10 protein-coding genes are annotated in these 11853 nt (G+C 64.9%); 6 read left to right on the top strand and 4 right to left on the bottom strand.

The annotated features are described in order from the left end of the window. Nucleotides 1–521: 521 nt before the first annotated feature. A complete protein-coding gene (locus HYG77_RS39790) occupies nucleotides 522–668 on the bottom strand; it encodes a hypothetical protein (RefSeq protein WP_244373057.1) in 147 nt (48 codons plus the stop codon). A gap of 666 nt (nucleotides 669–1334) precedes the next feature. On the opposite strand from HYG77_RS39790, the gene HYG77_RS22530 reads away from it, so the two are divergent. Continuing rightward, nucleotides 1335–1838 carry a hypothetical protein gene (locus tag HYG77_RS22530; protein WP_244373055.1) on the top strand — a complete coding sequence of 168 codons (504 nt, stop codon included), beginning with the start codon at nucleotides 1335–1337 and terminating at the stop codon, nucleotides 1836–1838. Nucleotides 1839–2438: 600 nt separating this feature from the next. Continuing rightward, complete coding sequence (locus HYG77_RS22525) at nucleotides 2439–3626, top strand: TerC family protein (protein WP_208960679.1); 1188 nt, start codon at nucleotides 2439–2441, stop codon at nucleotides 3624–3626. 129 nt (nucleotides 3627–3755) lie between these two features. Here the strand turns inward: HYG77_RS22525 and HYG77_RS22520 are convergent, their stop codons facing one another. Then, nucleotides 3756–4199: an SPW repeat protein gene (locus tag HYG77_RS22520; protein ID WP_204164815.1), complete on the bottom strand. Its 444-nt coding sequence runs from the start codon at nucleotides 4197–4199 to the stop codon at nucleotides 3756–3758. 96 nt (nucleotides 4200–4295) lie between these two features. Further along, the gene (locus HYG77_RS22515) at nucleotides 4296–4652 is read right to left on the bottom strand and encodes a hypothetical protein (protein ID WP_208960678.1); all 357 of its coding nucleotides are present in this window, start codon (nucleotides 4650–4652) and stop codon (nucleotides 4296–4298) included. A gap of 309 nt (nucleotides 4653–4961) precedes the next feature. Here HYG77_RS22515 and HYG77_RS22510 point away from each other — a divergent pair, with 309 nt between their 5' ends. Further along, nucleotides 4962–5567: a hypothetical protein gene (locus HYG77_RS22510; RefSeq protein WP_244373054.1), complete on the top strand. Its 606-nt coding sequence runs from the start codon at nucleotides 4962–4964 to the stop codon at nucleotides 5565–5567. Between the two features lie 388 nt (nucleotides 5568–5955). On the opposite strand, the gene HYG77_RS22505 is transcribed toward HYG77_RS22510, so the two are convergent. After that, nucleotides 5956–6456 carry a chromosome condensation regulator RCC1 gene (locus tag HYG77_RS22505; RefSeq protein WP_244373052.1) on the bottom strand — a complete coding sequence of 167 codons (501 nt, stop codon included), beginning with the start codon at nucleotides 6454–6456 and terminating at the stop codon, nucleotides 5956–5958. Nucleotides 6457–6627: 171 nt separating this feature from the next. Here HYG77_RS22505 and HYG77_RS22500 point away from each other — a divergent pair, with 171 nt between their 5' ends. The 3 genes from HYG77_RS22500 (at nucleotide 6628) to HYG77_RS22490 (ending at nucleotide 11851) form a co-directional block, all read left to right on the top strand. Further along, nucleotides 6628–7353, top strand: a complete 726-nt coding sequence (locus tag HYG77_RS22500) for a beta-phosphoglucomutase family hydrolase (RefSeq protein WP_109332910.1) — start codon at nucleotides 6628–6630, stop codon at nucleotides 7351–7353. Between the two features lie 2 nt (nucleotides 7354–7355). After that, nucleotides 7356–9698: a glycoside hydrolase family 65 protein gene (locus HYG77_RS22495; RefSeq protein ID WP_208960677.1), complete on the top strand. Its 2343-nt coding sequence runs from the start codon at nucleotides 7356–7358 to the stop codon at nucleotides 9696–9698. A gap of 167 nt (nucleotides 9699–9865) precedes the next feature. Beyond that, entirely contained in the window at nucleotides 9866–11851 is a 1986-nt protein-coding gene (locus HYG77_RS22490) for a hypothetical protein (RefSeq protein ID WP_109332914.1), read from the top strand. Nucleotides 11852–11853: the final 2 nt, after the last annotated feature.

Below are 11853 nucleotides of genomic sequence, written 5' to 3'. Positions count from 1 at the left end.
CGGCCGTGTTGAGCGGCCGAAACCGTATCCCTCTCCACGTTCTTCGACGGTGAACAGGTTCTTATTCTGTTTGTGATCTACGAGAAACAGCAGCGGCAGATCGGACCGAGCGGATTGGCGCGCCTACCCGTGGGTTATGGCCAGCCTGCTCGAGGCCAGCGGAGTCGTAAGAACGACCGGGGGTCGAGGTTCACAGACGGGTAAACGCTCCGCCCGTCCGTCGAGTCAGAGTTTCCACAGGATATGCACAGGCGGAGGTCTTTAACGAGCGTCCAACCGCGGGCATACTCGAAGGGTGTGGTGGTGGATTTTAGGGGCTGCGGTGCTGCTGTGGGTGGTTTTGTCGGTACCGCTCGCGATAGTGCTCGGCCGAGCGGCCCGGCTAAAGGATGTGCGGGAGCAACCGGCCCCGCTGAGCGATGACCACCGACACGATCCGCCAGACCAGACGGTGGCATGACACACCACCTGCTTCTCACGAGCCAGGCCAGTCAAGCTGGAAACAACCCGTCGTTGGGCTCCTATGCCCCTTCGTGATGGGTACGGGCAAGCGGGCCCTCGACGGCCTGGTCGCTGAACGCTCGCGCGCGAGCGGTGAGCCCCCAGATGCGACTGGTCTCATGGACGCCGACACAAGGAACGCCGGCCTCCTGCGCACGTTGCAGCATCGCGGAATCCTTCGCAGACCCGACCCCATCCATGACGTCGACCGTCGCGATTACACAGAGGACGTCCCGCCTAAGTTCCCGTATCGGTTTCAAACCGTGGGCCGTAACCCACTGCCGTAGCTTCGCCCACTGGGTAACTTCGAGATCTTGTCGGGTTACCGACGAACAGAACCAAACGGGATCGTCGGGCCCGTGCCACCTCTATCCGGGAAACAGTAGTCATGGTGAGGTTCCTTTCGACGAGCAAGCTCCACGGCGCAGCAGAGGAATGGGTATGCCGCCAACACATACGTCGTCGTTGATGGCGTGCGTTAACCGGAATCAAGCCCCATGCTGGAGTGCTCGGCTTGTCGTCGAATCAACCGACGACCACCAGGCCACTCGATCGTCTCGGGGTAGCTCACGCTCATCCTTCAGCCGCGCCGCCGAACCGAACAGAACGGCAAGCGGTATCGCCCCGAGTCCCCATATCACGACTATTCCTATGACCCACCACATGCCGTCCAGTATGCCGATAAACATACGTACGGTCTGTTTTTTTGCCAAAACGAGACTTACTACCTAGTTAGGTCTCGTTTTGTTACAAACGGCGGATTGTGGCCGTCATAAGAATTGATGGAACCGAACGGAGGATGATCTCCGCGGGCCGGTGGCACGATCGATGTCGTGACCGAAAATCGTCCTGACAGAACTGCTCCGAAGCGGACCCGACTACAGCGGGTACAGGCCGCGTGGCGGAAGAACCTCGACTCCAGCGAGCAGTCCGCAGTCGTAGCTTGGACCGCGTTCACCCTGACCTTCGGTGGGGTACGTGCGTTGACCCATTGGATCAAGGATGGGCACGGGCCCAGCAGCGGCGGGATGACACTCGGCGGCCGCCATTTTCACCACTACAATCTCGGGATCTGCGCACTGGCGGGTGTGGGGGCCGTCGCGGTACGCGGCTCCGAGAAGCAGCGGCGGCATCCGACCGTCCCCCTGTCGTATGGCGCCGGACTCGCGCTCATTGTCGACGAACTGGCGTTGCTACTCGACCTGGAAGACGTGTACTGGGCCAAGGAGGGACGTACCAGTGTCGACGCGGCAGTGATCATCATCGGGCTCGGCGGGCTGATGACGGCAGGACTGGAGTTCTGGCCCGCCGCCCAGCGCGCGATGACAACGCCGTAACCCGTGGGTCATGGGTCACCACAAAACCTGAACTGGGGCCCACTCTGTGAGCCCCAGTTCAGAAAGATGCCGACTTATGCGCCGCTGGATCCAGCTTCTGACCCGAAGGTGAGGAACTGTGCGAGGAAGGTGACCAGTTCCGTGAGGCTGCCGAAAGCTGAAGACATGTTTGCTCCTGTCGAGGCGTCTAGGGGGAGAACTCTGGATCTGCACCCTGTCGGGCACTCGTTCTTTCTACACGACCAGCCGGACTTCGCAACCGCAACGGCCAAGTGCCGCAGTAGAACACGTGGCATTCGGCTCAGCACTCAATGCCCTCCCGCCCCAAAATTTGGATCGACTCACGAGTCGATGAGTGGAGAAACTGCCGTAAAGAAAACCGGATCCGCTTGCTGCGGGCCGCAATCCTGTTCAGGCGTCGGACACTGGGCCGTTAATCGATCCTTCGGTATGTTCTTGCGCTTCACCAAATATTCTTCCGGTGGGCAAGGCTTGTTCGACCAGTCGCTCTGTGTGAGTTCCGCCGGGCGGGGGACTATCTCGTCCCGCCGCGGTTAGGCTGACGACAGCAACCGCGTTCCCGGCTGGAAGGCAGAGACGATGCATGTAACTCCGCTCGCCTGGGGCCTGACGATCGTCGTGATCGTCGCTCTGCTCGCGTTCGACTACTTCTTCCACGTCCGCCATGCCCACGTTCCGACCCTCCGGGAAGCGGCGATCTGGTCGTCGATCTACGTGGGCCTGGCACTTCTGTTCGGTGTGGTCGTCCTGATCTTCGGTGGCGTCACCATGGGGGCGGAGTACTTCGCCGGCTACGTGACGGAGAAGGCGCTATCCGTGGACAACCTCTTCGTCTTCCTCATCATCATGTCCAGCTTCCGGGTGCCACGTGAAGACCAGCAAAAGGTTCTGCTGTTCGGCATCGTGTTCTCGATCTTCGCCCGCACCGCATTCATCTTCCTCGGCGCCGCGCTGATCAACTCGTTCGCGTGGGTGTTCTACATCTTCGGCCTCATCTTGCTCATCACGGCCGGCAACATGCTCCGCCCCGAGACCGAGGAGTCGCACTCGGCCGACAATTTCATCATCCGGATCGCGAAGAAGTTCATGCACACCACCGAGCACTACGACGGCGACAAGCTCTTCACCATCGAGAACGGCAAGCGGGCCATGACGCCGATGCTGCTGGTGATGGTCGCGATCGGTGGCACCGACATCCTGTTCGCCCTCGACTCCATCCCGGCGATCTTCGGCCTCACCCAAAATGTCTTCATCGTCTTCACGGCCACCGTGTTCTCCCTCATGGGACTTCGGCAGCTGTACTTCCTCCTCGACGGGTTGCTGGACCGCCTCATCTATCTCTCGTTCGGCCTGGCTGCCATCCTCGGCTTCATCGGCGTCAAGCTGATCCTGCACGCGCTGCACGAGAACAACCTGCCGTTCGTCAACGATGGCGAACCCGTCGACGTGGTGGAAGTGAGCACCGCGTTGTCCCTCAGCGTGATCATCGGAGTTTTGATCGTCACCGTCATCGCCTCCCTGACAAGCCAGAAGGGCCGGGCCCAAGCGGCGATCGCCGGCGCCCGACACCATGCTGCGAACTACGTTGACCTCGACTACACGGCAGATGCCGACGAGCGCGAACGGATCTACAGCAAGCTGGTCAAGGAGGAGCAGCAGCTCAAGAGCCTCGACCCCAAGTTCAAGAAGATGGTGCGCGAGGAGACCGCGCTACTCGATCTGATCAAGCGCGCCCACGCGGACCACGACGCGTTCCTCAACCGCTGAGAATCACCCCCCTGCCGCCGCGAAACATCCTCCGTCGGCGGCTCTGAGAAATGCTGCCCACATGCGGCAGCGCCCGCCGTTGATGGGCAGGCGCTGTCTCCGGATCTCCTCTCGTACGTAGTCGACCGGTTACTTCATGCGGTCTCCGCGGTCTTCGCGCATCCCCATCGCTGTGACACCGAGGCCGAGCAGGCACACGATGGCGCCGCCGAGCACGTTCGACCAGATCATGCCTGTGGTTGTGCTGACGTCGGCCACCAGCCACGGGCTGACGATCATCCACAGACCCAGCAACGGCGCGACGAAGGTCATCCCATGGGTGCGGCCGTACGCCGATGTGAATCCGACCGCGAGCAGGGCAACAGCGATGCCCGCGATCAGGTTGCACATCGCCAGCCCCATCTGATCGCCGAAGCCCACGATCCACGGCGACGCCGCCACATACAGCGCCGCGATGAACATCAGACCCTCGGCCACCTGCGTGACGGGCCTCTCCGCGACTCTGTCGTAGCGATCGCGCAATGCAGCAATGTCGGGGTGTCTTTCGATCGACATTCCGGATGTCGTCGACATGACTCATTCACCTCCAAGAACGAAACGGTTCCCCACCGTGGGAGTGCCCGCGCCGAAACCTTCCAAAACCGCTGTGAACAGGAAATACACCCGGTTTCACGCACCTTCCCGCGGCGTCCCATTCGACAGCGACATACGGGCTCGCACCCGGGCCGTCGTGTGCCAGATCGTGGTGGTGTCGTGGACGCTGATGCAGGGCACAGCGTTGTCCCGGGCCTGCCGCACGACGAGCGACTCCGCCGACGAGCACCGGCCGTCGAGCACATCCTCGGTCACGATCACGCAGAGCACGTCGTCGCCGAAAGACCGGATCGGTTCGAGTCCTTGAAGGACGACCCACTGCCGGACCATCGCCCACTGCGACACGTCCGAGTGTCGAGTGGGATTACCGACGAACAGCACGCGCCGCGATCGACGGCACCGCGCCGTCCGGATATCGGAAACGGGTGACATGACGGGTGTTCCTGTCCACGAGGATGGGTGATCCGATGCGCGATAACGCATGGCACAACTCTCCCGCCGTTCCCGGCCGGCGTCTGTCCACCGATCGGGCGCCATTCGGGTTGAATTCGTCGTCCCCCGATCGGCCGACCCAAGGTGGGCGCGAAAGTACGCTCGAGCGCCTCATTTCACCGGGTTGACGAGAATCAACGACCACAGCGACAGCGGCCTGCCGCGCCTTCCGGCCCCTACATCGACCGTGAAACGACCGCGGTGCGGTCAGCGATAGTCCAGGCATACTGCTGATCGGAGATCGACCTCATGTCCACAATCCGTGCCCTGGTGTCGGTGCTGTTCCTATGCATTTTCGCGGTTAGCGGCTGCGCCGGCAGCGACATCAGCGTCCCGAATGTCACCTCCACTGGGACGCCACCCACCACCACGGCACTCCCCACTACGACCAGCGCGCCTCCACCGCCCGTGGTCGAAGAGCCGGCCCCGGCCCTCGCTCCGGAACCAGAGGTCACACCGGAGCCGATCACCTTCGAATGCGGCGACCCAGCGCTGTACCAGTACGGCACGGCCCTGTACTCGGACGGCACCACCGGATACGAACCGAGCTGCGATACCTCGCCTCCCGGTCGGGAGCTGCGGTACTGCGACTACGGCGGGACTGCTGTCTACACGGACGGCAGCTACTCCACCACTGACCCGGCGTGTCTACAGCCGGTGCCTGCACCATCAGGCGGCGAGTCAGGTTACCCCTATGACCCCAGCCAAGACCGCGACGGCGACGGTGTAGTCAGTGGCTACGAACGATGTGGCACCGCTTGCGACGACGCGCCGACCAGCGGCGAGATCCAAATGCAGTACGGTTGCGAAGAAGGCTGGATCGACCCGGAAACGTGTGCGCTGGCCGGTTACTGAACTGAGACACCGACGAGTATCGATTGCGAAAAACTGTTTTTCACAACGGAGCAGCCATGGCGAGCAAGACCGTCGGTGGAGAACGAACGTAGGCCTTCATCCGAGTGAGCCGCCAACACACCAGTTGAAGTCGGGCGGGGTAAAAAGCCCGAAGGTTCAAGAAGCCGTAGGCGGTCGACCCGCGAGTGAACATCCAGAAAGGCAGCGGCGGCAAGGACCAAGGCTTATCCGGTCGGCCGGGGTGCGCACCGCGCCGGGACTTGCGCGCGCGTACTGCGAACTACTCGCCGATCGCGTCGGCGATCTGTGACGACTCTGACGCACCCTTCCCAGGACACGGCATGATTCATGCGTATCCGCGGGGAGGGGTGCGTCGTAAAGAGGCGCCTCAGTTACCGCCCTCGGCGGGCGGGTCTTCACCCTCGACCGGCGGATCCTCGCCCTCCACCGGCGGGTCTTCACCCTCGACCGGCGGGTCCTCGCCCTCCGCGGGCGGGTCCTCACCCTCGGCCGGAGGCGGATCCTCACCTTCCGCGGGCGGCGGCACCACTGGCGGTGGCACGACGGGCGGTGGCGGGATCACCGGCGCCGGCGGCGGCGCGACGCCTGCGGGTGGTGGATTCACGGGCGCCGGCTGACCTGCGGCGGGGGCTTGCCCGCCACCACCGCCCGACCCTGCGCCTGGCGCACTGCCGCCCCCGTCGTTCGACCCGGGCGGCACGGCGGGCGGTACCGACTCCGAGGTCTTCGTCGTCGAGGTGGCCGAGGTCGTCGTGGCCTTGGTAGTGGAGCTGGAGGTTTCGGAGGTCGGTGTCGGTTCGGTGTCGGATCCGCACGCCGACAGGGTGAGGAGTGCGCAACTTGCCGCGGTTATCACCAAGCGTTTCAAAGACAGCTCCTTCGTTTGCACATCTATTTACCAGTCACGGCGGAACCTACAGTCCGATCGGTATGGTTTGTCCGGTTTCGACCGAAATCGAGACCGACCCGATTCCGATCCGCCGACACCCGCGCGCGCCTCGGCGAAACCACCGGCGACGGCGGTACCGTCGAGAAGGTGATGGGACTGCCTGATGCGATCTCGGCCTGTTTGTTCGATCTCGACGGTGTGCTCACCGGCACGGCGGTGCTGCACCGCAAAGCCTGGAAACGCACGTTCGACGAGTTTCTGAAGCATCGCGAGGGCCCGAATTTCCGGCCGTTCACCGACCAGGACTACTACGACTACGTCGACGGCCGGCCCCGCGCCGACGGGGTGCGCACCTTCCTCACCTCCCGCGCTATCACGCTGCCGGAGGGACTCCCCGACGATCCGCCGGGCGCCGAGACGGTGAATGGTGTCGGAAACACCAAGAACGTCCGCCTTCTGCGGGTGATCGACGAGGAGGGGGTGAGCCCCTACCCCGGTTCGGTGCGATACATCAAGTCCGCGTACGACGCCGGCTTGAAGATCGCTGTGGTCACGTCGTCGGCGAACGGGAAGCAAGTCCTCGACGCCGCCGATCTCAGCCGATATGTGCACGTGCGCATCGACGGCGTGGTGATCCGCGATCAGGAACTCCGTGGCAAGCCTGCACCGGATTCCTTCCTCGCCGCAGCGCGCGCACTCAACGTGCATCCCGATCAGGCGGCCGTGTTCGAGGACGCCCTGTCCGGAGTGGAAGCGGGACGCGCCGGTGAGTTCGGATTCGTTGTCGGCGTGAACCGCAACGATCAAGCCGAGGCCCTCCGCGCGCACGGCGCCGACGTGGTGGTCAACGACCTGGCCGAACTGCTGGAAAGGTGAGCATGGCAGACGACAAGGGCTACGAGATATCGCCGTGGCAGCTGCGCTGGCGCGGACTGGACCTGCAGGCACTCCACGCCACCGAGTCGACCTTCGCGCTCTCCAACGGACACATCGGCATTCGGGGCACCTTCGAGGAGGGTGAACCACGGGGCCTGCCCGGCACCTACCTGAACGGCTTCTACGAGCAACGCCCGCTGCCCTACGCCGAGGCGGGCTACGGCTATCCTGAGGACGGCCAGACGGTAGTCAACGTCACCGACGGCAGCATCATCCGGTTGCTGGTGCAGGACGAGCCACTGGACATGCGGTACGGCAGTGCCACACACCACGAGCGAGTGCTCGACTTCCGGTCCGGCACACTGCGCCGCACCACCGAATGGACCTCCCCGACCGGCCGACGGGTGCGCATCCATTCGGAGCGGCTGGTGTCGTTCACCTCCCGTGCGGTCGCCGCCATCCACTATGAGGTGGAACCACTCGACGGGGACATCGAACTCGTCCTGCAATCGGACCTCCTGGCGAACGAGCCGATCCCGGCGCGGACGGACGACCCGAGAGTCGCAGCAGCCCTGGACAACCCGCTGGTCTCCGATTTCGCCGCCGCCCACGACTTCCGAGCGGTACTCGCCCACCACACGCGGAGCTCGGGTCTGCGCATGGCCGCAGGCATGGACCACGAGATCGACCTCCCGGCAAATGCCCGCTGCGGCATCGAGACCGAAGAAGACCTTGCCCGCCTCACCGTCGCCGCCGATGTGCCGAGCGGACAGCGACTACGGGTCACCAAGTATCTGGCCTACGGATGGTCGGCCCGACGGTCCACACCAGCATTGCGCGGGCAGGTCGAGGGCGCCTTGGCCGGAGCGCTCGAAACCGGCTGGGACGAGCTGCTGCGCCGCCAACGCGAATACCTCGACGACTTCTGGGAAACCGCGGACGTGGAGATCGACGGTGACGCGGAACTCCAGCAGGCGGTGCGTTTCGCCTTGTTCCACGTGCTGCAGGCCGGTGCGCGCGGTGAGTCGCGCGCCATTCCCGCGAAGGGCCTGACCGGCCCCGGCTATGACGGGCACGCGTTCTGGGACACCGAGACCTTCGTGCTGCCGCTGCTCACCTACACCGTGCCCGACTCGGCCCGCGACGCCCTGCGCTGGCGACATTCCACCCTGGACAAGGCGAAGCGGCGGGCCCTGCAACTCGGCCAGGGCGGTGCCGTCTTTCCGTGGCGGTCGATCACCGGTGACGAGTGTTCCGGATACTGGCCCGCCGGAACCGCCGCGTTCCATGTGGGTGCCGATGTGGCGGTGGCGACGTCGCGGTACCTGGCCGCCACCCACGACGCCGAGTTCGAGGACGAATGCGGGCTCGAGCTGCTGGTCGAGACCGCACGGTTGTGGGCCACCCTAGGCCACCACAATTCGCGCGGCGAATTCCGCATCGACGGTGTTACAGGACCCGACGAATACACGGCCATCGCCGACAACAACGTGTTCACCAACCTCATGGCGCAAAAGAATCTGCGCGACGCGGCCACCGCATGCGAGCGGCGACCCGCAAAGGCGCGCGAGCTGGGCGTCGACGATGAGGAAGCGGCACGGTGGCGGGACTCGGCCGAGCACATGCGCATTCCGTACGACGCCGCACTGGGCGTGCATCAGCAGTCCGAAGGCTTCACCCATCACGACGAATGGGACTTCGAGGGCACCCCGCCCGAGCACTACCCCCTGCTCCTGCACTACCCGTACTTCGACCTCTACCGCAAACAGGTGGTCAAACAGGCAGACCTGGTGCTGGCGATGTATTTGCGTGGTGATGCCTTCACCCCCGCGCAGAAGATCGCCAATTTCGCCTACTACGAGGCGCTCACGGTCCGCGACTCGTCCCTGTCGGCGTGCGTCCAGGCGGTCATGGCCGCGGAGGTCGGGCACCTGCAACTCGCTTACGACTACCTGGCCGAGGCCGCACTCACCGATCTCCACGACCTCCACGCCAACGTGGAGAACGGACTTCACATCGCCTCACTGGCGGGTACCTGGACGGCCTGCGTCGCCGGATTCGGCGGCATGCGGGACCACGACGGCGACGTGACGTTCGCACCCCGGATCCCGCCGCAGTTGACGCGACTATCGTTCCGCATGACCGTGCGCGGCAGCGCAATACACGTCGATGTCCGTCCGCTGGTGGCGACGTATCGGCTGATCTCCGGCGAGCCCCTCCAGTTGGCGCACCACGGAAGCACATTCACGTTGGACGCCTCCCCGGTCACCAAACCGATTCCCACCGCACCGGACAGCCCAGCGGTCCGGCAGCCGTACGGTCGTGCTCCCGTTCGTCGCGGGTAACGCTCATCGGAAGCTCGCACTCCGCCCCGGTGGAACGACGTTCGGCGAGGTGGTGGTTCAGGTTCGGTAGGTCGGGGTACGAGGTCACAGAGTAGCGTCCTGGACGGACGTCCCATTTGTACCGAATGCCCCACCCACTGATTAGTCCTGCACCGAAAGAGTCGCCGATGCCCGTCGCAGTGCCCGCACGACCGCGTGTTGCCCGACTCGTTGCCGTACTGGCCGCGTGTGGACTCGTCCTCCTGCCGATGCCGGTTGCGTACGCGCAAGACCCGGTGGACCAGCCCGCACCCGCCGAGTCGGTCACTCTCGGTTCCCGCGCACTCGGTTTCGGTGCCGCTGTTCCGTTCCAGGGAAATCAGGACGAGGTCACCGTCACGGTGCCCGTCCCACAGGGCCTCACCCCCACGTCGCTCGAGGCGGTGGCCGATCTTCCGGGCAACGTGGGACGTGCCTGGATCGACGTCGAATCGGCAGACCGGTCTCTGGCCCGAGTGGATCTTCCCGGTGCTCCCGCTGCCAATGCGCCGATATCGATTCCGCTCACCGGCGCCGAGATCACGGATCAGGCGGTGGCAGTCACCCTGCGCAGCACGCTCATCCCGATCGACAACTTCTGCCCCGAGGCGTGGGCGAGCCGCGGCCTCACCCTGCGGGACGTCACGGTCCGCTACAGCGGCGCACCCACGGATCCGGCTGTAGTGGCCGACTTCCTGCCGCCGGTTCTGCAGCAGCTCGTCCTCTACATCCCCGGCGACCCCACCGAGACCGAGAGTGCCGCCGCCCTCGATCTCGCCGGGGCGGTCGTCGCGTACTACGGCGCCCAGCCCGTACGCGTCGACGTCCGAAAACTACCGGAGGGCCTGCCATTGCTGCCTCCCTCCGGCGGCCCGTTCGAACGGTCGGTGATCATCCGGGAGAGCGGCGAGCCCGCAACAGAACTAGTTCCCCTGCCCGGTGGAGGTTCGGCCCTACGCCTCAACGGAGACGACGCCACCCTGCAGGATCAGGTTCGACTGGTCACCAGCAAGGTCGCTGCGGTGGCCGTCGACGCCCGGGCCATCGCCGGGTCGATGGATCGCCCGCCGATACTTGCTCCCACCTCCACCACCTTGCGGAATCTCGGCCAAACGAATCTCGTCGCCACGTCCAGTGGGCGGGCCGAGGTGGCCGTGGGCTTGGATCAGAGCCGACTCGGCCGGGCGTCGGGGTCGTTGCGGGTCAACTTGCAGGGCTCGTACACCCCGCTGCCCGATGACCGAAGCGGTCTCCTGTCGGTGACCGCGGGCGAGTACACGCTCGACAGCTGGGCGGCCGAACCCAGCGGAGTCATCGATCGCTGGATCGACGTCCCCGACGACGCCCTGCGCCGGGTCACCACCCTCACCGTCGCCCTGAACACCACGGGTGCCACCAACCACTGTGGCACAGAGCAACCCGTCACCCTCACCATCGACCCCGACAGCGAGGTCACCAGCGAACCGTCGAAAGAGCCGAACCCTACGGGCTTCCAGGCTCTGCCGCAGTCAATGCTGCCGGGGGTCGACGTGGCAGGCACGGTCGGTGGGTTCGACGACACAGCCCGGGCGGTAGCCGTCGTCACCGGACTGCAGTCGTTGACCACCATCCCACTCGACCCCCGCTGGGTGTCCCTGGACGAGGCGATCGAGTCCGCGAAGCCCGCCATTCTCATTGCAGCCGACGGCGCTCTGCCCGACAGTGTGCCGCTACCACTCGAACGCACCGAGAACACCACGCTCGAGCTCACGGACCCGTCGACCGACGAATCGGCGGCGGTCACCTTGGGCGCACCGATCGACTTCGCGTCGCTGCAAACGACGTTCGACGGAAAACGGCAGCTGGTTGTCGCCGGCTCCACGGGTGTGCCGGGGGAACTCGACCGCACGCTCGAATGGCTGCATAGCTCGCCCGACCGGTGGGCCGGCCTCGACGGCGACGTCCTGTTCACGACCGCCGACCGGGACCCCGTCGAACTGTCCGTGCCGGACAGCGGCAGCAGTTCCACCTCTTCGGGGATATCCGCGGCCCTGGTGTGGGTACTTGCGGTAGGCGGGGCCCTCTTCCTGGCCGGCATCGTGGTGGCCGTGGTGGTGCTCCTGCGGTCACGTCGCTCGCGCACGGCTCCGCGGTGACG

The sequence above is a fragment of the Rhodococcus sp. ZPP genome (genome assembly GCF_017656075.1).
GTDB classification, from domain to species: Bacteria; Actinomycetota; Actinomycetes; order Mycobacteriales; family Mycobacteriaceae; genus Rhodococcus_F; species Rhodococcus_F oxybenzonivorans.
Note: the sequence above shows the minus strand (reverse complement) of the source record. Positions and strands in the feature narration are given on the sequence as shown.

What these genes read in the sequence shown, in the direction of transcription:
- HYG77_RS39790 (WP_244373057.1), bottom strand. Translation starts at nt 668, where the DNA reads ATGCTGCAACGTGCGCAGGAGGCCGGCGTTCCTTGTGTCGGCGTCCAT.
- HYG77_RS22525 (WP_208960679.1), top strand. Translation starts at nt 2,439, where the DNA reads ATGCATGTAACTCCGCTCGCCTGGGGCCTGACGATCGTCGTGATCGTC.
- HYG77_RS22520 (WP_204164815.1), bottom strand. Translation starts at nt 4,199, where the DNA reads ATGTCGACGACATCCGGAATGTCGATCGAAAGACACCCCGACATTGCT.
- HYG77_RS22515 (WP_208960678.1), bottom strand. Translation starts at nt 4,652, where the DNA reads ATGTCACCCGTTTCCGATATCCGGACGGCGCGGTGCCGTCGATCGCGG.
- HYG77_RS22510 (WP_244373054.1), top strand. Translation starts at nt 4,962, where the DNA reads ATGTCCACAATCCGTGCCCTGGTGTCGGTGCTGTTCCTATGCATTTTC.
- HYG77_RS22500 (WP_109332910.1), top strand. Translation starts at nt 6,628, where the DNA reads ATGGGACTGCCTGATGCGATCTCGGCCTGTTTGTTCGATCTCGACGGT.
- HYG77_RS22495 (WP_208960677.1), top strand. Translation starts at nt 7,356, where the DNA reads ATGGCAGACGACAAGGGCTACGAGATATCGCCGTGGCAGCTGCGCTGG.
- HYG77_RS22490 (WP_109332914.1), top strand. Translation starts at nt 9,866, where the DNA reads ATGCCCGTCGCAGTGCCCGCACGACCGCGTGTTGCCCGACTCGTTGCC.